Source organism: Peribacillus sp. B2I2 (genome assembly GCF_041261685.1).
Taxonomy (GTDB): Bacteria; Bacillota; Bacilli; order Bacillales; family DSM-1321; genus Peribacillus.
The window spans coordinates 1,932,903-1,955,421 of the sequence record NZ_JBGCCB010000001.1 but is presented as its reverse complement, the minus strand read 5'-3'; the positions used below and the strand labels follow the sequence as shown (position 1 = coordinate 1,955,421).

Annotated in this window: 23 protein-coding genes and 1 pseudogene; 6 read left to right on the top strand and 18 right to left on the bottom strand. The window is 38.4% G+C overall.

Features of this window, described 5'->3' with window-relative positions; translation table 11 throughout:
* Window positions 1-6 precede the first annotated feature (6 nt).
* Window positions 7-1,458 carry a PTS system trehalose-specific EIIBC component gene (treP, locus tag ABIE66_RS09835; RefSeq protein WP_289324570.1) on the bottom strand — a complete coding sequence of 484 codons (1,452 nt, stop codon included), beginning with the start codon at window positions 1,456-1,458 and terminating at the stop codon, window positions 7-9.
* A 357-nt stretch (window positions 1,459-1,815) separates the two neighbouring features.
* Between treP and ABIE66_RS09830 the strand changes: the two genes are divergently transcribed.
* Together ABIE66_RS09830 and ABIE66_RS09825 are read left to right on the top strand one after the other, a co-directional pair.
* A complete protein-coding gene (locus tag ABIE66_RS09830) occupies window positions 1,816-2,400 on the top strand; it encodes a CGNR zinc finger domain-containing protein (protein ID WP_370014561.1) in 585 nt (194 codons plus the stop codon).
* 123 nt (window positions 2,401-2,523) lie between these two features.
* Complete coding sequence (locus ABIE66_RS09825; protein ID WP_370014560.1) at window positions 2,524-3,078, top strand: HPP family protein; 555 nt, start codon at window positions 2,524-2,526, stop codon at window positions 3,076-3,078.
* 207 nt (window positions 3,079-3,285) lie between these two features.
* On the opposite strand, the gene ABIE66_RS09820 is transcribed toward ABIE66_RS09825, so the two are convergent.
* The 10 genes from ABIE66_RS09820 to ABIE66_RS09775 form a co-directional block, all read right to left on the bottom strand.
* Window positions 3,286-4,398: a DNA alkylation repair protein gene (locus ABIE66_RS09820; RefSeq protein WP_370014559.1), complete on the bottom strand. Its 1,113-nt coding sequence runs from the start codon at window positions 4,396-4,398 to the stop codon at window positions 3,286-3,288.
* A 144-nt stretch (window positions 4,399-4,542) separates the two neighbouring features.
* Entirely contained in the window at window positions 4,543-4,758 is a 216-nt protein-coding gene (locus tag ABIE66_RS09815) for a hypothetical protein (RefSeq protein WP_370014558.1), read from the bottom strand.
* A gap of 202 nt (window positions 4,759-4,960) precedes the next feature.
* The gene (locus ABIE66_RS09810; RefSeq protein WP_370014557.1) at window positions 4,961-5,422 is read right to left on the bottom strand and encodes a DMT family transporter; all 462 of its coding nucleotides are present in this window, start codon (window positions 5,420-5,422) and stop codon (window positions 4,961-4,963) included.
* A gap of 33 nt (window positions 5,423-5,455) precedes the next feature.
* Window positions 5,456-6,154, bottom strand: coding sequence for a Crp/Fnr family transcriptional regulator (locus ABIE66_RS09805; RefSeq protein ID WP_370014556.1), 699 nt, complete (start codon window positions 6,152-6,154; stop codon window positions 5,456-5,458).
* Window positions 6,155-6,196: 42 nt separating this feature from the next.
* The gene (locus ABIE66_RS09800) at window positions 6,197-6,622 is read right to left on the bottom strand and encodes a DMT family transporter (protein WP_370014555.1); all 426 of its coding nucleotides are present in this window, start codon (window positions 6,620-6,622) and stop codon (window positions 6,197-6,199) included.
* A gap of 398 nt (window positions 6,623-7,020) precedes the next feature.
* Window positions 7,021-7,929 (bottom strand): NAD(P)/FAD-dependent oxidoreductase, encoded by a 909-nt coding sequence (locus tag ABIE66_RS09795; protein ID WP_370014554.1) that lies wholly within the window; start codon window positions 7,927-7,929, stop codon window positions 7,021-7,023.
* A 720-nt stretch (window positions 7,930-8,649) separates the two neighbouring features.
* Complete coding sequence (locus ABIE66_RS09790) at window positions 8,650-9,807, bottom strand: M20 peptidase aminoacylase family protein (protein ID WP_370014553.1); 1,158 nt, start codon at window positions 9,805-9,807, stop codon at window positions 8,650-8,652.
* 19 nt (window positions 9,808-9,826) lie between these two features.
* A complete protein-coding gene (locus tag ABIE66_RS09785; RefSeq protein ID WP_370014552.1) occupies window positions 9,827-11,245 on the bottom strand; it encodes a YfcC family protein in 1,419 nt (472 codons plus the stop codon).
* A gap of 29 nt (window positions 11,246-11,274) precedes the next feature.
* A complete protein-coding gene (locus ABIE66_RS09780) occupies window positions 11,275-12,381 on the bottom strand; it encodes a mandelate racemase/muconate lactonizing enzyme family protein (RefSeq protein WP_370014551.1) in 1,107 nt (368 codons plus the stop codon).
* A gap of 84 nt (window positions 12,382-12,465) precedes the next feature.
* Window positions 12,466-13,782: a MarR family transcriptional regulator gene (locus ABIE66_RS09775; RefSeq protein WP_289324558.1), complete on the bottom strand. Its 1,317-nt coding sequence runs from the start codon at window positions 13,780-13,782 to the stop codon at window positions 12,466-12,468.
* Between the two features lie 499 nt (window positions 13,783-14,281).
* Here ABIE66_RS09775 and ABIE66_RS09770 point away from each other — a divergent pair, with 499 nt between their 5' ends.
* The gene (locus tag ABIE66_RS09770; protein WP_370014550.1) at window positions 14,282-14,743 is read left to right on the top strand and encodes a VOC family protein; all 462 of its coding nucleotides are present in this window, start codon (window positions 14,282-14,284) and stop codon (window positions 14,741-14,743) included.
* 113 nt (window positions 14,744-14,856) lie between these two features.
* On the opposite strand, the gene ABIE66_RS09765 is transcribed toward ABIE66_RS09770, so the two are convergent.
* From ABIE66_RS09765 to ABIE66_RS09740, 6 genes and pseudogenes are all read right to left on the bottom strand, one after another.
* Window positions 14,857-15,174, bottom strand: a complete 318-nt coding sequence (locus tag ABIE66_RS09765; RefSeq protein WP_370017011.1) for an aldo/keto reductase — start codon at window positions 15,172-15,174, stop codon at window positions 14,857-14,859.
* Window positions 15,175-15,806: 632 nt separating this feature from the next.
* A complete protein-coding gene (locus ABIE66_RS09760) occupies window positions 15,807-16,535 on the bottom strand; it encodes a HEAT repeat domain-containing protein (protein ID WP_370014549.1) in 729 nt (242 codons plus the stop codon).
* Window positions 16,536-16,904: 369 nt separating this feature from the next.
* On the bottom strand, window positions 16,905-17,168 hold the full coding sequence (locus ABIE66_RS09755) for a hypothetical protein (protein ID WP_370014548.1): 264 nt from the start codon (window positions 17,166-17,168) through the stop codon (window positions 16,905-16,907).
* Between the two features lie 925 nt (window positions 17,169-18,093).
* Complete coding sequence (locus tag ABIE66_RS09750; protein WP_370014547.1) at window positions 18,094-18,996, bottom strand: aldo/keto reductase; 903 nt, start codon at window positions 18,994-18,996, stop codon at window positions 18,094-18,096.
* Between the two features lie 280 nt (window positions 18,997-19,276).
* Window positions 19,277-19,603, bottom strand: a complete 327-nt coding sequence (locus ABIE66_RS09745; protein WP_289324554.1) for a PTS sugar transporter subunit IIA — start codon at window positions 19,601-19,603, stop codon at window positions 19,277-19,279.
* A 20-nt stretch (window positions 19,604-19,623) separates the two neighbouring features.
* Window positions 19,624-19,740, bottom strand: a pseudogene (locus ABIE66_RS09740) (PTS sugar transporter subunit IIB); the annotation flags it as partial.
* 331 nt (window positions 19,741-20,071) lie between these two features.
* Between ABIE66_RS09740 and ABIE66_RS09735 the strand changes: the two are divergent.
* Together ABIE66_RS09735 and ABIE66_RS09730 are read left to right on the top strand one after the other, a co-directional pair.
* Window positions 20,072-20,614 carry a TetR/AcrR family transcriptional regulator gene (locus tag ABIE66_RS09735; protein ID WP_370014546.1) on the top strand — a complete coding sequence of 181 codons (543 nt, stop codon included), beginning with the start codon at window positions 20,072-20,074 and terminating at the stop codon, window positions 20,612-20,614.
* A 67-nt stretch (window positions 20,615-20,681) separates the two neighbouring features.
* A complete protein-coding gene (locus ABIE66_RS09730; RefSeq protein ID WP_370014545.1) occupies window positions 20,682-20,840 on the top strand; it encodes a hypothetical protein in 159 nt (52 codons plus the stop codon).
* Window positions 20,841-20,930: 90 nt separating this feature from the next.
* On the opposite strand, the gene ABIE66_RS09725 is transcribed toward ABIE66_RS09730, so the two are convergent.
* The gene (locus ABIE66_RS09725) at window positions 20,931-21,353 is read right to left on the bottom strand and encodes a VOC family protein (RefSeq protein ID WP_289324551.1); all 423 of its coding nucleotides are present in this window, start codon (window positions 21,351-21,353) and stop codon (window positions 20,931-20,933) included.
* A gap of 216 nt (window positions 21,354-21,569) precedes the next feature.
* Between ABIE66_RS09725 and ABIE66_RS09720 the strand changes: the two genes are divergently transcribed.
* Entirely contained in the window at window positions 21,570-21,917 is a 348-nt protein-coding gene (locus ABIE66_RS09720; protein ID WP_289324550.1) for a potassium channel family protein, read from the top strand.
* Window positions 21,918-22,519: the final 602 nt, after the last annotated feature.

The following is a 22,519-nucleotide window of genomic DNA, read 5'->3' as shown; positions in this document are numbered from 1 at the left end:
GCATTATTAAGCATTTAATTTCGTTGGTTTCGTTCTTGTTTTCAAGTTCATTTGTGGACGCTTGGAGAATGCTATAGTCAAAATGAATGGGACAACGAAAGCAACCAACATCGCGAGTGCAAACATTCCCATATGCTGTGGCTGGATGGAAAGGATCCCTGGAATACCCCCGACACCGATTGAGTTTGCCATTACTCCAGATCCGACAGAAACGATTCCTGCGAAAAGTGAACCGATCATACCGGCTAAGAACGGATAGCCGTACTTCAGATTAATGCCGAACATGGCTGGCTCTGTTACACCGAGATAACATGAAATCGTGGCAGGAATCGAAACTTGTCTTTCCTCCTGATCCTTTCTGTTGATGTAAATCATCGCAAGCACTGCTGTACCTTGTGCAATATTGGATAAGGCGATCATCGGCCATAGGTTCGTTCCACCCAATTCACTCATAAGCTGAAGATCGATTGCGTTTGTCATGTGATGCAGTCCTGTGATGACAAGCGGTGCATAGGCAAAGCCGAAAACGGCAGCAAATAGCCAGCCCACTGATGAATTCAATCCGGAATATACAACCGTAGAAATGACTGAACCGATTTTCCATCCTAAAGGCCCCAAAATGGTGTGGGCAATGATTACAGTTGGTAGTAAAGCAAAAAATGGAACGACGATCATGGAAATGGAATTGTGTACTTTATCTCTTAAGAACCGTTCTAAATACGCCAAAACGAACCCTGCAAGTATAGCTGGGATGACTTGGGCCTGATAGCCGATCATATCGACCTGGGCAAAACCGAAATCCCAAAAAGGTATGTCACTTGCCTTTGTGCCTGCAACTGCATATGCATTAAGAAGTTGTGGGGAAACCAGGGTTAACCCAAGGACGATGCCGAGAATTTGAGTCGTGCCCATTTTCTTTGAGATGGACCAGGTAATCCCAACTGGAAGAAAATGAAAAATAGCTTCACCTATCAACCAAAGGAAGGCATGGACCCCTGCCCAAAATTGTGAAATATCCACAAGGGTTTTCGTGCTATCATCGAACATTTTAATATCGCCGATGATATTACGGAAACCAAGGATGAGTCCGCCAACGACTATGGCAGGAATCAGTGGGGTGAAAATATCCGCAAGATGGGAAATCAAACGCTGCAACCAGCTCATATTCTGTTTGGCTGCCGTTTTCACATCTTCCTTTGATGCTTCCTGCAATCCAGCTATGGAAACGAATTCATTATAAAAGGATGATACTTCATTGCCGATTATGACCTGGAACTGGCCAGCTTGTGTAAAGGTTCCTTTCACAAGTTTAATCGATTCAATATTCGTTACGTCCGCCTTGGCGGGATCTTTCAATGCAAAACGCATTCTTGTCGCACAATGCGTAACTGTTGCAATATTCTCTTTCCCTCCAACATGTTGAAGCAAATCCATTGCTGGTTCTGTGTATTTACTCATCTCACTACTTCCTTTCCCTAGAAAGCAAAATATAGTTGATTTAACAACCTGTACGTATAGGTTCTGTATACGCTTTCATATTATCCTGTACGTACAGGTTCTGTCAAGAACTTTTTTCCTCTCTTGCATTTATCTTTTAAAACGATTGATTCTCACGGGCTTTGATTTACCGATCATTGATAAAAAAGTTGTTAACACGATTCATGTTATCCCGTAAAAGTTGCATGCAATACAGTAAGTTCTTCCTAACATGATAAGTATCTCTGAGAAATGCCTATATAGGGTATAATGATGATATAACCTCTTAAATAACATTTCAATGGTTAGAATATAAAAGGCAAACGGGGGAAGAATTTTATGTCTGAAACTAATAAATTCCCACTTATATCCGGTTATCTATCTCTGGATTTAGTGAACACAGAACTTGTAAGTCGTGGACAACGTCAAGACTTATTGCTTTCAGAAGGCGATGCGCTGGACTGGATTCAGGTAATAAAAGGGGAAAACTCATTTTGGGATGATCAGCTAATCCTAAAAATAAAAGAGAGAATCGGACAGGTATTAGAAAGTATTCTAGAAATGCGTACTATTTTAAGAATACAATTTGAATCAATAGCAGATGGGAATCCAATTCCTGATGAATTTATCGCTTTTTTAGAAAAAAAAATCAAAAAATCACCTTTCACTTATAAATTAATGGATCAAAAACTGATTGCCATACCTGTTGGAGAAGCCGAAGATATCCTGCTGTCTTTTATTGCTTATGACTTTTTAACTTTAATTGGAGAAAATAAGCTTACATCAATAAAGCGATGCTCGAATAATGATTGCGTGCTGTTATTTATCGATGAAAGTGGAAGACGCAAGTGGTGTTCAATGAAAATATGCGGTAATAGAAAAAAGGTAGCCCGCTTTCAACACCGGAAATCTGATGATGAATGAAGTTCCAACTTATTGAAAGAGTTGGTTCTTTTTTTATGGGTTTTTAACTAACCACTAAAAACAACTTTGACAGGTTAGTTCATTTCATGTAATGTTTACATATATAAAAAAGGAGGGCTAATGATGGACCGCATATCAGTAGCGAGGGAAAAAGAAACACGTTTTTTTCATATACGTTATTTATCTAAGATGAAGGGAAAAGGAAGAAGTCCTTTACAGATAAATGTAAAGGACGCAATAACGGGATTGATTGGTGGATTTTTAACGATCTTCGCTTTAATTCTTTTAACAAACATGACATCAGCAGTGTGGTTAATGGCTCCATTTGGTGCCAGCTGTGTACTGGCGTTCGGTCTGTGGAACGCGCCGTTATCACAGCCACGGAATATTATTGGAGGCCATTTTGTTTCAACATTCGTAGGTTTAGCTTTCTATCATCTTTTTGGCGACGAGCCTTGGGCGATCGGCTTGGCTGTCGGATTAGCGATTGCTGTGATGATGCTGACAAAAACGACCCATCCTCCAGCCGGGGCAGACCCACTTGTTGTTATGCTTGGCCACTATAGCTGGAGCTATTTAATTACGCCTGTTTTAACTGGTGTTGTTATAATCGTTTTCCTGGCATTGTTAATTAATAATTTGCGCAGCAATCGGAACTATCCAACTTTTTGGATTTGATGTAAACCGATTTAATGAATTATTCAAAATGAGTAAAAGAAGAATGATTATTTAGAATGAACCGTAATGATATTTTGCAATGTTTCACTATAATGAAATAATTTTATTTTTGTACTGACTACTTATCTAACAAAAAAGAGGATCATCTCAACTCCCTTCTTTGTTAGATATTCGTAAGGAAATCCTGTAGTTAACTCTTCAAAATATTTAACTTTCAGCGTTTAGTTTTACATGCGTTCCTGCTACTTCCACTCCGTTAACAAGGAGTGATATTCGATGGATTCCCTTGTAATGACGACGTGTTGTCAAATTTTTCCAATTGTGAATCCTCACTCTTTCAACTGCCTCACTATCTGTGAAATTCCTATCTGCCAGAAGGAAAATTTTACGGGAAGTTTTCTGATTCGCTTTTACAAAATCGATGGCGTACTCAATACGCAGTTTCACTGGATTCTTTTCTTGCACACGAAAGCCGAAATGAAGTTCACTGGTTTCGCCAATAAAAATCGAGTCTGGTTCATTTCTAATAAAAGCGTTTGAAATGATATTAGGATTATTCAAGACATCCGTGTAACCAAATAATGAAAGGACTTCTGGATCAGCCTGACGAACAAGGTTCCTGCATCCCCGCCGGACAATCCAAATCGTGTTGGCGTCTCCACTTTCATGCCAGCGCTTGGCAGTTTCTATTACGGCTTTGGGATGATCTTTGGCAATATCATTCAAGTTATTGGCCACACTTTTACGAACATATAGGGACGAATCTTTTTTCAGGTTCTCAAGTAATTCCAAGACTGGTTTCGGATCGGATTTGAACATCGGTAAAGATTGCCCCCAAGGTAACCTGGGCCTACATCCCTCACTTGCCAGCCTGCGGACATGTTCGTCCTCATGTTTTGTCCAGTCTTTCATCTTTTCGATCATTTGAGCGGGATCAAGTAAGATAAAAGCACGTACTGCAAATTCCGAAGATGACTTTGAAGTAAACCGCTCCAAGGCAGCAAGCGATAACTGCCAATCCTTCTTATTCAATCCATGTACCTCTACAAAATCCGGGAAAAATAAATACCTAAAACCTTCACAATCCTTATCAAGCCGATACAATATACCCAAAGCCTTTTGATAATCACTAGGTAGATGCTTTCCAAGGGTTATGGAAATATGTCTGATACGTTCTTTTAATTTCCTATCATCCCAATGTTCATCCATAACTTCCTCAATAAACGATTCAGAAGAAAAGGACGGATGGACATCTCTTACTTTTTCACTGAATTCACGAATGAAAGTTTCACTATATAAATCCTTTAAAGGCTCAGCCATTTATTTCACTCCTTTTCTTCAGGTTATATTTCCTTTAGTAAGCCATCCCTTTATCATTTATGTACTAAAAGCAAAATACGATGACAAGGCGACTAGCTATCTTAACTCAAGTCACTAGCTTTTTTGAATATGGCATTAAGATCACTAAGCTGATTGATTTCGTAGGTTGGCTATTCCCGTTTCTCTAAATTCGCCACCAATCAAGTGCCCCATTAACAGCCAGGTGCCGTTGTTCAAGTAACTACGATAGGTTTTCTTCAGTGCAAACCCATCTACCACCCGGCCATATTCTTTAAAAAAAGTGAAAAAGCGCGTATTGATTACCTCTTCCCGCGATATTCCCCCCAAGGACTTCCACAAGCCTGGTTGATGGTTTTATAATACGCTTCCACTTGTGGTATAAACCTCATTTGTTCTCATTGAGAAGCAAGCGCAGTGCATCACTTCAACCTTACTAAAATCTAAAAGAGTATCATCTATATCAAAAAATAAAGCTTTGTATCTGTTCAAGTGTATCACTCCATACCGTATTCCATCTAACTTTGACCATGCCAGAGCCTGACTAGGTCATTTCAGGAGCCCTTTGTCTTTTCCCTCCTATTTTGAATATTATCATCCCTGCAATGATTATCAGGATACCTGCCAACTTCTTAAACGTAAAGGGAACCTTCTCCAACCCTAACCAGCCTGTAGAATCCCAAGTTAAAGCAAACACAAGCTGTGAGGCCATAACGATCGAGATGGCGAAGGTAGGTCCGAGAAGCTTTACTCCCTGCGTCACACAAGTGACTACGCCTATGCCAACCAAACCACTGAACCAATACCAGGGTTTCATGTTTTGCAGTTGAAAAAGATCCCATCCCTCAAATACGAACCCGCTTAATAATGAGGCAAGAAACCCCAATCCTAATACAAGAGTAGTCGTTGACCATGGATTGACATGTTCATTTACCTTACTATTAAAAACGTTTTGCAAACTAACCATTGATCCCGCGAGGATTGCCCAACTTAAACCAAGTAACATTGTATCTCTCCTCCAATTCACTTATCAAACAATCTATTCATAGATATTATGGCTGGACAGTGCCTTTAACCCTTCCCAGTCTTTAACTTGGATGTAGCCGTTGGACCGATCAATTAAACCGTCCTTGCAAAGCTGCTGGATGACTCGATTCAGGTGCCTGTAACTTGTTCCAATAAAGTTTGCAGTATCCTTCAAGCTCTCTGTATTCAGCCGTCCAGTTATTTGGGCACTTGTTTCATCAAACGAAACAGATAGGAGGTAACTTGCAAGCCTTACTTCAACTGGATGCATTAAATTGAAACTAAGTGACTTGGATTTAATGTAAAACTTCTGAGTGATGACTCTTAGTAAAAATTGCAGGAAGGACGGATGACCTTCAGCATACTTTTTTAACCATTGATGATGGATGCCGATTACACAAACACCTGATACCGCTTCAACAGTATTAATGATATCTATACTCTGTATGTATTCAATATCTCCGATTACCTCAAGAGGTGTTTTAAAGGACAGAATCAGATTCTTGCCTTCAACTGAAGTCGTATACACTTTAACTTTTCCCTTAACCAGCACGTACAAATAATTCAAGCGATCGCCTTGGGAGCAAATGCACTCGCCTTGCTCAACCTGGTATAGAGATAAATGGGGCACCAATGCTCCCTTAAAAACGTTATCCAACTGATGGACCTTCAAATAGTGATTGAGTTTTTCAGTATCCATTATTTCTTTCATCTGTTAAGATTCACTTCCTGCCTATTTCTTATATCCTTACAATTATACTGCTAATAAAATGATGCCTGCCATCATCAAGCCAAGCCCAATGAACTGTGGCAGTTGCATCTTCTGTTTCGTTACCCCAAACCAACCCTTGCTATCAATGATAAAGCTAAAACTTAGCTGAGCTAATAATAGAGCTGATACCGAAAATGTTACACCAATTTGTTTATAAGCAGTAATATTGCTGAAAATAATCACCGCAGCAAAAGTGCCACCTGACAAATACAATGGTTTGACTTTTTTGAATTCAAGCGCATCCCCTTTACGTATCAGAATTAAAATCAACCCGGCAATGATGAAACCAGTGAACTGGGTGATTGTTGCGACTTGCCACGTGCTAAGGTCCCGGCTAATCCGGGAATTGGCTACACCTTGCAACGTTAGAAAGGCTCCGCCAAAAAATGAAAAGAAAATCCCTTTCACTGTGTCTTCCCCCCTTCAATCTCTCCATCATTAAATAACAGAAAGAGAATTCAGGAAAGGACATATGTCCCGCAATGTGAATCTAGGAAAAAAGAGAAGGACCTGTTGAGAGCATCATTTACAGAGTAGATTCATCCTAAAGTTCAAACATAAAAATTTTGAATGTTTTTCTTTTGATAAATGCCTCATTTCTGTACCTCTCCATATTTCCGTTTGGTTCTTTGAACAATATCCTTTCATCACTAAAAAAATTCATGGAATACTCTTTATTATCCTTGGATTCTTCATCTGTTAAAACGAAGAAAAACCCCACTTCAACTCAACATAAAAAAGCTGCCGCATCGACAGCTTCAATTTTAAAAACTATTACTATACTTTATCCATATTCCTGGTATGCTCTAGAATCTTTCATTGGTGATATCTGCGTTTACAGCAAATGCAGACTTACTACCCTCTGCGGCAGCAAGGGTTAATGAAGATGGACCTGCTTGAGAAGACTCCCCTGCGGTATAAATATTTTTTTGAGAGGTACGACCGGTATCATCCGTTACGATAGCTCCATTTTCTTGCAGTTCACAACCCAGTATTTCAGCAAATTGATGAGGTCGATAAAATGATGGCACAATAAATCCCCCAGTCCTTTCCACTTTAAGACCTGAAGCAAATTCAACCATTTGTAAGTACCCTTCTTTGCCATGCAGTTTTGTTATAGGCTCTGTCACGATAGTGATGTTCCTTTGTTGCAGTTCATCCTTTTTCATTTTAGACATTTCATTCCCATTCGTTGCCACCACTAAATTTTCTGACCAATTGTAAACGAGTTTTGCCATATGATGTGCAGCATCTTCATTCTCTGTAATTATAATTAGAGGTTGATCTCTTAATTCCCATCCATCGCAATATGGGCAACTATAAATACTTTTCCCATAAAAACTTTTTATATCTGGTACGGAAGGAAATTCTTCATGAACACCTGTTGCAATTATTAACTTTTCTGCAAAGTACACTTTTTCATCCACTGTCAGTATTCTAAATATATCGTTAACCGCTTCTCTCGAAATTTGTGTTACCGTTTCTTCGAAATATTGAATAGATGGATAGCTTTTCAGTTCATTCAATGCAATTCTTTTAAACTCTGCGGGTTTAATACCATCGCGGGTTATAAAACCATGAGATTCAGTCGTGACTCGATTCCTGTTCGTTCCGTTATCAAACAAAGCTACTTTCCTGCGCGCCCTACCTAAAACTAAACTAGCATTTAAACCAGCAGGGCCGGCTCCTAGAACTACACAATCGAATACCATCATATTCATTCCCCCTTACTGAAATAGGAAAAAATCTAAGCCTTTACCAATCCAAAAAATGATGTTCATCTCAAATTGGTTCAATAGTGATAACCAAATTAACCTATATCATTAAAGACATCAAAGGCTAACTTTATCTATAGAAGATGGACGAATCAATTACAGATATTGTGACTCTATAATAGCTTCAATGATTACAGGAGTCAATCTAATAGCTCGACCTGACTTGACGGCCGTTTTGTTAAAACAGTAATAATGGTTCATACAGACTTTTTATGATGGAATAGGTGGTTTTAATGAAATATACAATAAACGGGGGGGTTCTTCGACCTACTTGTCGAAAGTTCTAACGAAGTTAGCGAAACATGGCCTGATCGATCCAGCCTCAGGTGTTCAAGGGGGATAGCGTCTAAACAAGGATAAAATGGAAACTTCCTACTTGGATATCATTCGTGCAGTTGAAGGGGCGAGGACAATAATGGAGCTAGGTGATTCATAAAAAAAGTAATAATGGAATCTGAGCAGATCATGGAAGATTTTTTGCAATATAATCAATTGGATAAAATAGGGGAAAACTTCTCTGACAGAACAAACAATTAATAAGCGAAGGTCACCAATCCTTTGGTGACCTTCGCTTGTTTTCCATTTACATGAACAATAAAAGATTCTTTCAACTAATAGGTCTGGTCCCAAAGAAATATTCATCATCTTTACGAAGACCGGTTAAATGATACCTTCTTTATTGTTATATTTAGAAAAGGTTTCAATGACTGCCCTCGTTAATATTTCAATACCTGTGAAAATGGCTTCCTGATTAAATGCCATGTTGGGATGGTGTAACCCTGGCTTTAAATCGCAGCCCACTCCAAGCATCGTGGCTTTGATTGCAGGTCTTTCCTTTGTATAAAAATGAAAATCCTCCCCGCCGGGGGTAATGATGGGCTTAACGACCCCTTTAGCCCCTAAGGTTTTTTCGATTGCCTTCTCCATAAATCGTTCCGCTTCTTGGTCAATGCATGCGGCATAAACTCTTTCTTTGTGCTCGAAGCTAATTTGACATTGATGGAAGACCGACATTTTCGTCAAGACATCGTCCACCTTCTCGATCAATTCATCCATCGCTTCATTCGTTTGAGCGCGTAAGTCAAGACTGAACTTGGAGGACCCAGGTATAATATTCGCATTTTCCCCTCCTGCAGAAACCTGTGTCATTTTTACTGAATAGGATAATTGCGGGTTTAGCCGTATTCCTTTAAGCTGTTCAACGATGTCAGTGATCACTTCAATGGCATTTAAAGTCAAATGGGGTCTGGCACCATGCCCGTCAAATCCGTGAATCTCACCGAACACTGTATCAGCTGACCCGTGAATGATTCCTGAAGCAGCTTGTCCATACTTAATTTCCTGAATGGGGCGCAAATGAAGACCATAGAGAAAATCAATATCATCCAATACCTGTTTTTCAATCATCTTTAAAGCACCTTCACCAACTTCCTCGGCAGGCTGAAAAATAAACTTCAACGTACCAGGAAGATTGGACTTCATTTTTCTTAATAACAGCAAGACACCCAATACAATCGTCATGTGAGCATCGTGCCCACATGAGTGGTTGGCACGTATTGTCCCGTCGACCTCCTGAAGGAGAGCATCCATATCAGCCCGCAATCCGACCGTTAACTTATTTCGCCCTTCCTTTGGATACCAATTGCCCACGATCCCAGGCATATCCCCAAAACTTGTCACCTCAAGATCGTTTTTCATGAGAATCTCTGAAATATAAGCTGTAGTCTGATATTCATTCCAGCTTACTTCAGGATTCTCATGAAGATGGTGGAAAATCTCCAAAACTTGAGGTTTAATTTCATTCAATAATTCCTTCATCAAACCACTCCTTATTCTCTCAGGAGATACCGAGGGCCACTGCTGCAATTAATGCGATGCAAGCAATCAAAGTCCACCCGAGAATTAATTTCCAAATGAATTTCACCCATCGCTCATAGGGAATCCCAGCGATGGCCAAATATCCCATTAACGCTGATGACGTTGGGATGATGGAATTCGTAACCGAATCCCCATATTGGAAGGCAAGTACGGCAAGCTGTCTTTCCAAACCCAATATATCCGTAATGGGAACCATGATCGGCATTGTTGCCGCAGCTTGTCCGCTACCCGAAGAAATGAATAAGTTCAGGATTGCTTGGGTGAAGAACATGCCTACGACATTCAACGTTTGCGGTAAATGACTTATCCCGGACGCCGCCATGAAGACCAATGAATCTATGATTTTCCCTTCTTCCAGCACTACTGTTATAGCCCTTGCAAAGCCGACGATCAATGCCCCAAATGTTACCGCTTTGGCTCCCTCGATAAATGAATCGAATATTTTCCCAAGCTGTAAACCGCCGACAAGCCCGCTAACGATACCCATAATCAAAAATGAAGCGGTGAGCTCGGTTAAAAACCAACCCCATTTAAACACGCCATAAATGTTAAAAGCCAGCCCAAAGATCATCGCTATGAAGACTAGCTTGTGACGCGCCGTCAATTCAGGGAAATCGACCAAACCAACCGTGCGTTTTTCTTTTTGTTCAATATCGTAGATTACGCTTTTTTCAGGATTAAGCTTTACCTTATTTGCATAACGGCTAACATACCAAATGGCAAATGCCAGTACAAAAATATAGACAGCAAAGCGAAAACCGATTCCAGAGAATAAAGGTACTTCAGCCAGTGATTGTGCCACCCCTACCGTAAAGGGATTGAGCATGCCTCCGAAAAACCCGCTGGCTGCCCCAAGTGTAATCATGGCCGTTCCAGTAACTGCATCAAAGCCTATCGCCCTTGCTATGGCGATACCAATCGGTACAAAGATGATGGTCTCTTCTGCCATCCCCATGCTAAAACCGCCAATTGAAAAAAGCAGCATACTCAACGGAATTAAAAGCTTCTCCCTCCCCTCAAGTGATCGGACCCCTTTGTAGACCCCCGCTTCAATGGCCCCAGTAGTGCGTATGATCCCGAATGCACCACTTACAAGAAAAATGTAAAAAATAATTTGAGCTCCCTTTTCCAATCCCAATGGAATGGAGGTGGAAAGGTCAAAAAAGCTCACAGGATCTTGTTCAATAGCATGATAGCTTCCGTCGACTACAAGCATTCTACCCGATTCTTTATCTTCAACCCGGTCAAATTCACCGGCCGGAATTACATATGAGGCTAGCCCTGCCAAGATGATTATGATAAAGATAAGCGTGTATGTATGCGGTACTTTTAACCTTGCCTTTTTCTTGACCGGTACACTATTTTTTTCGGTTTCCATCCATTCACCTCATCATGTACGAATTATATTTAAACCTGTTCTTTTTTTATGGTTAATTGCTCAAGAATTTCCTCGTTAATTATGATTCCAAGCCCAGGTTCCTTTGTTAGATGGACGTATGGAATTTCATAATCAAGATTTCCAATATCGAGACTGAATAGCAGCGGACCCGTCAATTCAGTACTGGTAATGTTTTTTCGTGAAATGGCTGTATGATACCCTGCTGCGGACCCGATTGATGATTCTACCATTGAACCGATTTGGCAGCTGATTCCTGCAAATTCTGCTGTTTTTGCCAATTGGATAGCCTGATAGATTCCGCCGCATTTCATTAGTTTAATATTGATTATATCTACGGCATTCTTTTTAATGATTTCTTGTAAATGGGTTCCGTGATGGATGCTTTCATCAGCCATAAGTGGTATGTTCGTTTTTTCCTTAAGCTTTGCAAGACCGTCAATGTCCCCTATTCTAATCGGCTGTTCCAACCATGAAAGGTTAAATGGTTCCAGAGCCTTCACTGCTGGAAGTGCATTGGCATAAGTTCCCCATCCTTGATTGGCATCGACCCGAATTGGAACCTTCTTCCCGACTTTTTGTCGAACCGCAGCAATCCGTTCCACATCTGAGTCAATATCCCAACCGACCTTAAGTTTTAATGAACTATAACCTTGGGCGACTGCTTCCTGTGCTTTTTCAGCCATAATCCCAGGTTCGTCAATACTTAAAACCTTAGCGAAAGAGAGGGATTCATGGAATTTCCCACCTAATAAATCATAAATCGGTAATTTGGTATATTTACCCATCAAGTCATAGCAAGCTATATCAATGGCCGCTTTTGCGGAGGGATTTCCAATGATGGCAGAGTTCATGATATCGTGTATCTTTTCTAAATTAAAAGGATTTTCCTGTTTTACAACCGGTAACAGGACATGCTTCAGTACTTCGAATGTCGCATAAAACGTTTCCCCAGTCACATGTTCATCAGGCACTGCCTCCCCATATCCCACCATCCCGTTATCGGCTATTAATTTTACGATAATAGAGGGCATATGCTTGTATGTTTCATAGGAAATGACAAATGGCTCTTTTAATGGCAAATGAATGGCATGAATTTCACAACGTTCAATAAACAAAACTATCCTCCCCTTTCACTGTCGCTATATGTCGTTAATAAAAACAATATATACCAATCTACTTTTTCTGTAAAGTCTGAAAATTTAATTTTCAGTAATTTTCTTGAATTTTTCCGCAGGTACATATAAATTCCGAGGTCTTCCTTGCCCATATGGGTGTTCCTCTCCAATTTTGTTGAGACAGCCTCCTTCAGTGAGTCTTTTAACGAATCTTTCTGCCGATCTTCTGGTACAGCTCATGTATTCCTCCAGCTCTGCTGCAGAAAAAGCCCGAAAATGATTTATCGAAATGAACTGATGAATCATTTTTATATTTTTCGCACTCATTTTTAGTTCCCTGGCTAGTTTTTGAATGGATTCATCTTCATTTTTCAATTCCACCTGTTGATTTCCTTCAAATAATGGTCCCTGAAGTTTTTGATCTTCATCAACTAAGCAAGCTACCGTTTTTCTCTTTAGAAATTTATTGGTAAAAAATAATGCTTGTGCCGAATGTTTTTCCGCCTCTTGAATCGTATATCCATATCCAATGCCAATTTGGAAGAAAGTTTGAAACTCTTGTTCCATTTGTCCGATGATTTCATCATAAATTTCTGATTCAAACGCCTGCAGTGCTCCGCGTGTAGTATAAATCAAATGTGGATTTAAGTATTCAAGAGAAACACGAGCCTGTAATCTCTTACTCACTTTCTGTAAAAAATTTAAAAATAGATCACTTTCTTTAAGATTTTGTTGATAATCTTGAATGGAAATGACAGCAATCTGGGATTCTTCCGTTTTCTTTAGCTTCAACAAGGAAATACCTTTTGTGAGACTGTCCATTAAAGTATGTTTGGGCTGAACCATATATCTACAAGGAATTGATAGCCTTTGAAGCTCCTGATAAACAGCATGAATGCTCGTTAGTGCGAAATGAGTTTTTCCTTCCTTATGCATATTTCTGTGGAATTGAACAAATTCTGCTATGTTTAGGATCTGGGTATCTTCTTCCCTCTTGTATATCCAAGGATAATCCTTCACATAAAGGGGTTTTTCTGCGATTTCTGATTCTTCCAATACCTTCATTAACCGGTTTTTGTCCGGTAAATCGATTGAGATTTCATTTATAGTAACCTGTTCCCTATGAGAAATCGATAACAACGAAAGCGCAACAGTCAATTCATCAAAAGGGACATAGATAGCTTCTATTAAATTCCGTTTAACTTGTTCGTATCCATAATAAAAAGGGATGGAACCTGAAAACAGTATTAAATCGGTTTGTTTGCCCGCATTTTCAATTAATAGACTGGTTTCTTCCGGCATATCATATTGAAAGGAAATGAATTGAACCTCAGGAAACATGGGAAAGTGGACAGATAAGGATTCCAAAAAATACTTTGAGCCTATAACACCGATTTTCATGTTGTTTCACCTCTAAAATGAAATATTATTTTTATTATAACGCTAGAATCTTATTAGTAGCTAAAAAACATTCACCAAAATCATGCTTGCAAGTGGTAGTCCATCACGTTCCCCAAGAACTTATGAAAATGGTAATGTCACTTACGATAAACTAACATCGCCCATATTTGTATTTTTTAGTATATTATGAATAAGGAATGGAGAATCAGGAGAAATAAGGAAGTATTAATGACTTTGTCATTTCCTCCTTACAACCCTATCCTTCTTTTCCGTTTGATCATGATAATTGGGACCATTTCTGCCACCCTTTTAGTTTACTTTAGTCAGAAAAGTAAATGTAGTAGCTTTTTCATTGGCATGCTTATTTCACTTAGCATGGTGTATTACATTTCTGCGGAATTATCGGGTTGCTTTTTCGGATTACCGACTTTTAGCTTCCACATATAAAGTATTCATTTCTAATTCACCAACAAAACATTTGTTCTGAAGGGAGTTCAAGATGATCAAAGGTCTCTATGAAGCACATTTACCAGTATCAGATTTGCAAAGGTCGATTGATTTTTACCACAAACTTGAATTAGAGCTTGCCTATCGAAGCGAGAGGGTCGTTTTCTTCTGGCTTGAGAAAGGGAAAAGTTGGCTTGGTCTTTGGAAAACGGACCAAGTGGAAATCCCCTATCATCCTTCCATCCGTCATGTGGCTTTACAAATTGATTTAGGTGACATGCCATCTGCGAAGGATTGGCTGAAAGATAGAGGAATTGACATTCGCCCATTCTTTAATTTTACTGAAGGACAGCAGCCTTTAGTTCTCGATAATAACCCTCAAGCTAATGCTGCCGTTTATTTTGAGGACCCAGATGGAAATGTCCTTGAATTGATTGCTCCATTAAGGTTGGACTTTGAAGAAAGTTTTGGGGAGATGTCATTAGAAGATTGGTATAAACGATTCCCAATATAAATGGAGAGATGGAGAGATGATTCCCAGTTGTTTGTTGCAGTTTAAGAATGGGGATCTCCTTACGGAAGTCCCCATTGATCTAGCAAAGGATTCTTGTACAAATGTATAGATTATTACGGGATATCATGTCCCATCGAGCTGGTTAAAATGTTAAACCATTGTTCTTTTTCCATGCTAAGGTTTAGTGAATCAATGGCACTGTCCAGACGTTCTTTCTTACCGGATCCAACGATAGGAACGATTTTTGCAGGATGTCTCAACAGCCATGCATACATCACTTCATCTATTCCGTTAGCACCGATTTCTTCTTTTACGATTTCTAACGTTTTTCTTAATCGGACGGCCTTTTCATTCGATTCCTCAAAGATGCTTCCTCCTGCAAGAGGTGACCATGCCATAGGAGCCACGCCAGCTTGCTGACAAAAGTTCAGGGTTCCGTCTGTTCAACAAGATTGACAGGGTTTTGTCCGCATATGAAAACCCTTAAGATATATGCGAATTCAATAGTTGTCCAGAGTCTTCAGCGTATTTAGCTTTTAAACAAGACAGGAAGTTCGAGGGAACTTTAATAATGGAATCATCAAAAAGAAAAAACGTTTGTAAAGGTGACCTCTTACAAACGTAGAAAATGAACAATCCCACGTACAGCTATCCTCTTTCAAACAGAGGAACCCTCCGTTTTTCATTTATTATCTTTTTTTTGCGCTATAAAAACCACAAAAAATGATAGTCAGGATAAAAATTATATAAAAAGAAATACTTACAGCCAAATTGGGGATGAAGTCTAGAATATCTGTAAGGGAGAGGATTATTAAACACGCCACTGGTATAAAAGTTATGAACCATATATACATTTTATTTCTAATGATCGTAACTGTAGTCATGATTGTTAATATTGTACCAAACATTATATTAAACAATTGAATCACCTATTCATTTTTTTCCTCTTCTTAAGATATTACATTTAATTGAGGTAGAGAAGTTACTATTTTTCTACTAAGTTACATTTCTGTCCCTCTGCTTCGTCAAATTATATAGACAGGTCATTTCTAACGCTGCTCAATTATGAGTTTAATTCTTCAAGAGCTCCTTGTAATGAAGAACGTGCTGCATCTGTCTGTTCGTTCTTTAAAGCGGATAGTAAACTTTTTTTTATTAGATTTGCATTCTCTTGATCTAATAAATCCACAACGCTATTGGCAACAGCACACCTTACTCTATAAGAGGGGTCTTTAAGTAAAGCTAGAATTAATTTTAAATATTTTTTTTCACCTAAAAGGTATAATCCCACAAAAAAACCTAGTTTTGACAAACTGTTTGTTTCGGATGTAATGAATTTTTCTAAGATAGTTATAGATTCCGCTTTTCCAATCTTACCAATCCCTTCTGCTGCATAACCCCTCACAATTTCATCCTTGTCTGTTAATGCTTTGTAAAGGTGATCAAGTCCTTTTATATCGTTTAGATCACCTATGGCTTCTACCGCTGAAATACGAACCAATTCATCACTATCATTTAAATTTCTCACTATTGCTTCGAAAACATCTTCTCCAGCATATCCCTTAAGTGATTCCAGAGCATAATAACGAATTTCTTCATCGGAATTTTTTGTTAATTTAATTAGAATCGACTTAATACTTTCGCTATTGGGCAATTCCCCCAATGCTTCTATTGCCGTTAATTTAACAGCCAGATCATCATCTTCTAAAAAGAAAGCAATTTTCAAAATTGAATCCAGTTCAACATTATTTTGTAGTTCTTTTATTTTGTTTATTTTTTGCTCAGTATTCATGGGATAACCTCCTATAAACTTAAGGCACAAGTTTTAACCTGAAAAAATCGCCCCAACTATGTTCCTAATCCCGGGCATTTGTTATATGTCAAAATGTAAAATGGTTTTCCATTATTTCAGCATACTCATCGACAAGTTTCCTCAGCTTCTTCATCATTTCTTTCCTTCTATTTGTATAGCAGGACCCTTTTTCGGGCCCGTAGCACCTTAAGCAGTTCTATTGGTGTACCGTCTAATAAACTAAAGTAAACGTCTGTGTTGAAAAAATCAAACTGTTGCTGCTAGATGGTAAGAACTAAATAACAGTTATCAATGTTAAATCTACTGACCTGGTCAACCAACTAATGATATTAAAATTTATAGTTATAATTAGTTAAGCTTGTATAACCTTTTCAAGTCCTTTTTCAAGCTTTTATAGTGCCAATTGATGTGGTCTAGTTCAATCTCTATTTCGATTAATTTGTTTATCATTCCCTGTTTATATTCTATAGATTCTATATCATCCATTAATTTCCCCAAGTTGTTACTACTTTCATAAATATCATGTAAATCAACGGCTGTTACAACCGGTTCTTTTGGTTGTGATAATAGAGACAGTTTTTTTTTTATTTGCTCTAATTTAATATCTTCCATGTTGTTCCTCACCTCCTCATTTTAAACGTTTCTTCAGCCTCGCTATCTCCTTTTCCCAATGTTTCCTATCTCTAGAACGATGAATCTTCTTCCGTTTCTGGTTTTGCGACTTGGAATAGAAGACCTGGCCTGGAGAACAATTGGATTTTAGATACCTACTTATGCAGCTTTTATGGGGTTCATCCTGAATGGAATGTGATTTTAAAGTGGAAATAGGCGGTAGGCGGATGGTCGTTCGAATAATAAATTTTGTGGTTAGCGTTTCATCTTGAAGAAATTGAACAACAACACCCTGATTGGCAGCTCCAATGTACCAGTCATTGGTGATTGACTACTACCAAATGAATCATCAACATATGTGGAAGTACTTATCCAGTTGAAGATATGGTTGCTTCAGTCTCAAAAACTTGTAATATGGAAAAATTCCTTGTACATACTTTTTTTCATTAGCATCCTCCTATATTTCTACAAATTTCCTCAAATAGGATTAGGAAAAGTATAATTCGACCCATAAAAAATAGGAATAGGCCAAAAGATTACTAGGTATAAATATCTATATATTTGAATATACATTAAAAAAATATCATTTTAATAGGTATATTTATTCTCACTATTAATTTTACTCAATAAAACTTTCTTATCCGCAGATTTTAAACGAATGGAGAAATTGAATGACTCGTAGAGTAGACATAACCTTTTATCTTGGAGTTCGTACAGTTACAAACACATTTTATTTAATTACTTACAATGATTTTTCAGAGGAAGTTTTCGTTTAATAATATTTCAGTAGAACATTTTTAGTCTTTATCACTTGGGACATTCGGTCAAAAAAATGGTCAACTGAGTTGATTCCCAATGATTTTTTACGCAAAAAGAAAAGACTCCCTCTTGGAAGTCCCATTCTTTTTGTTCAAAGGTCTGTTTATTACGGGATATCATGTCCCATCGAGCTGGTTAAGATGTTAAACCATTGTTCTTTTTCCATGCTTAGGTTTAGTGAATCAATGGCGCTGTCCAATCGTTCTTTCTTACCTGATCCAACGATCGGCATGATTTTTGCAGGATGTCTCAACAGCCATGCATACATCACTTCATCTATTCCATTGGCCCCGATTTCTTCTTTTACGATTTCTAACGTTTTTCTTAAGCGGACAGCCTTTTCATTCGATTCCTCAAAGATGCTTCCTCCTGCAAGCGGTGACCATGCCATAGGAGCCACTCTCATTTCCTGACATAAGTTAATGGTTCCGTCTTCGAAGTTTTCAAGATTGTATGCAGAAATTTCAAGTTGATTCGTCACAAGAGGAAATTCAAGGTAAGATTGAAGCATATCCCATTGCGTTTTTTTGAAGTTCGATACTCCAAAGTTTCGGACCTTTCCTGATTCTTTTAATTGATTAAATGCTTCAGCCGTTTCCGGCGGGTCCATTAGGGGATCCGGACGATGGATAAGTAATAAATCAATATAATCCGTTTTAAGATTTATAAGAGATTGTTCAACAGACTTTATAATGTGAGTTTTATCGGTGTTGTAATGGTGACTTTTATGAGAAGGACGGTTTTCTGATCGGATGACTATGCCACATTTTGTGACAATCTCCATTTTATCGCGTAAAGATGGCTTTAATGAAAGTGCGTTCCCAAAAATCCCCTCACAAGTATAGCTACCATATATATCAGCGTGATCGTATGTAGTGACCCCCCGATCCATTCCATGTTCAATAAGAGATAGGATTTCCTCGTTGGAAAGTTTCCAATCAGCCAATCTCCACATACCGTGAACAATGCGCGAAAGACTAAGATCTTCAGTTAGATTGACTCTTTGCATGTTTTTTTCTCCCCTTTTATATCATGATCGGCTAGTTAATTAGTTGTTTGTTATGGCTTTCCTGTGTTCTTGTTTTTATTTTTGTGCCAGTATCTTTCGCTACTGCCATGAACCTTAGTATAATTTAAAATTCAGCAGAATTCTAATCTTGAGTGACCCTTTAATTCCACATTTATTAATCGCCACTTTAAGAGTGCAGATTCCCACGTTTGATCCATAAGAAAAAGGCTGCCGTAGCAACCTCCTTCCCCTTTCCAGCATGAAATATCAAATCACTTAGTTAGTCCCTTTGTATTTTCTCGTGTAATTCCACGATTTCTATCGCTAAATCTTTTGTTGTCATGGATGTCATCAAGTGATCTTGAGCATGGATTAAGAGCATTGGAATTTCGAATTCCTCACCATTCACTTCTTGTTGGATCAATGCGGTTTGGATTTTATGTGCAGCGACAAACTCATGTTCCGCTTCCTTTAATTTATCTTGGGCATCGCTTGATTTACCTTGTTTTTGCAATGCGATGGCTTCCATTGCACAACTGCGGGCATTCCCGCTATGGAGAATCAATTGAAATGATAATTGAGATAGATCCTCTTTCGTTTTCGTCATATTAACACCCCATAATATTGTTATTTTGAAATCAATTGGAGAGCCGTACGTAATACTTCCTTGCCGTTACATGATCCATAATGCATTGGATTGATAGTATCTACCGGTACCCCTTTCTCATCCCCTATTTTCTTTAGCTATGGTTTTGAACGAATTTTCACGTGTTTATTATCGGTTTCAAAACCTTATGAAATTGTTATGGAAGAATATAAAAATATTATTTCTTATGCGAAACCTTTCGTGGATTCCCTTTAACAATGGAACTTTTTATACTCTTAAGACTATTCCTATTGGAAATTACCGCCCTACTTCTCTAAAATGTTCTTAAAATGCGTGAGTGTACGTTATTCAATGATTTCCCCAGCTTTTTACACGCTATTATTTATGGAACCAATTTGATGAAAAAACATCTAAAGGTATAATAAATAAAAGACCGTCTGGTCAGTTGTTTTATAAGGAGCGAACCATATGGAATCAAAAGCCAGTATCAAGCGTCAACATATCTTAAAATCTGCAACAGAATTCATTCTCCAAAATGATTTTAATTCATTAACTTTAGACTCTGTGGCAAAACAAGCAGGAGTCAGCAAAGGTGGATTATTATATCACTTCCCAAGTAAGGAAGCTTTGATGATCGGTTTAGCGGAATATATTTTCGAAAAATTCAATATACGGTTTAATGAGCAGGCAGAGAACGTAGACCCTATTGAAAAAGGTAAATGGTGTCGTGCATTAATCGAAGTTTCCAAATGGGATTTGGAACATAACGCCGAATTGAATATTGGAATAATTGCTGCCTCCATGTTAAATCCCGATTTATCTGAGAGAATTTCACAAAGTTATCAATATGTTCAAAAGAAAGTGGAACAGGATAATATTGATCCGATAACAGCAACCATTATTCGATTGGCAATTGATGGTCTTTATTACTCAGAACTTTTCAATATAGCCCCGTTGGATGAAGACTTACGTGAAAAAGTGATTCAGCAATTAATGACTATGACAAAATAGGCAAAACTAGATTTTCAATAGACTTACTAATCTGGTTGAAGAAAGAAATATCCCCATCGAAAGATTGATGGACAAGGCTGTAGACTTGCTGCTTGAATACATGGAAGATAACGATACCGTTAATGCGCAGGTGAAATACAGTAATAACGAAGCGATTGAAAAGAATAAAGAAATGATTGCAAAAAGTAGGGAATTCATTAATAAAAAGCAAGCACTTAACCTCTAGGTAAAGTGCTTGTTTCATTTTATTAACCTGTTTGCTTTCTGCATTAATCCCCTTGATCTGGAGATGGTGCTTCCAACAACACTCAATACATTATTCGTTGATGTCCCACTGTGGATTCCAAACTACTTCCCATAGGTGCCCATCCGGGTCTTGAAAGTGTGCAGAGTATCCTCCCCAGAAAGTGTCATGTGCCGGATCGGTTATAATCGCGCCAGCTTTTCTTGCTTGTTCCAATACGATATCGACATCTTCCTTGCTACCTACATTGTGACCAATGGTAAATTCAGTAGGACTTGCCGGGGACAAAGAGACCTTGGCCTCATGTGCTATATCCTCTCGACCCCATATGGCAAGCTTAAGGCCTGCTTGTAGATCGAAAAAGGCAACGGCGCCATGCTCAAATTCTTTGCCCACTATCCCTTCTGTTTGAAACCCCAGGCCATCCCGATAGAATTCCAGTGATTTTTCCAAGTCATCCACACCTAATGTAATGACAGTAATACGTGGTTTCATGATCGGCTCCCTTCTTACTTTATCCCCTATCATTCATTCCCAATTCCTGAAACTTATTAGACAATAATAAAATTGAGTAACTTTGTTCAAACCAGACCAAAATGAAAACGTTTTTTTGTAAATCTGAACTGTCTTCCTGTATAGTAGAATGATTAACTAATCAAGACGAATAACATTTACTACTAGTAATGAAACCGAAAGGACAAGCGATTACCAATGATTTCATTTATCCTCACCTTGAAACGTTTCTTAAAAGCGCTTTGGTCCGCTTTTAAATTGAAGAACTTCCAAGTTCTTTTCGTATTGGTCATGGTTATGTTATTTTCCGGCACCATCTTCTATGTTAAGCAGGAAGGTTTAACTGTGATTGAATCCCTTTACTTCTGTGTTGTCACTCTTAGCACGGTTGGGCACCCGAGTTTTGAACCGCAGACAAACTTCGGAAAAGTGTTTACAATGATTTATATTGTAGGCGGCACCGGATTGTTCATGGGCTTAATAGGATACCTTGCATATGCCATTATAAAGAAACCGGAAAACGAGAGCAACAGTAGCGAAATCTAAATGAATAGGAATGCTTATCAAAATTGGCATTCCTATTTGTGTCCTAGTTCAAACCTTCACTACTAGTACTCTGCACATCATTGATCTTACTATACGTATAAAATTGTCTCTTTTCCCCGTGGATTTACTACAAAAAAACAGGTGCTTTAATGACCCAAATCCCTCTATTTATTCGTCCTCTCTGTTGGCAAGTGTTTGTCTACGATTTGCAAGCTAAACGATAGACTTTGCGAAAGAGTTATACTGGGCCTTACCTCTTGAGGGGATACCCCAACATTTTTGTCTCTGTCCGTTCCACCCAAATCGGAAATCTAACAGTCAGATGAATATATTTTCAGGCTGATAATGCTTTCATTAAACAAATTTTCATTGCCATATTTGATCCACATCTCTTTTAGATTAGTATCAGTATGTTCAGATTTATAGATTAATTGCACTTATTTTGAAGGTTTTGCACCAGAACCCTACACAAAAAACCTCGATAATTCCTATTGGAATCATCAAGGGCACTAAAGCCTCTATGAAAGATATTCTATTCTGGATTTAACTTAATTGAACCGCCGTTACCAGACGGTTTTCGGAAAGGTCGGTTGTTAGCTTTT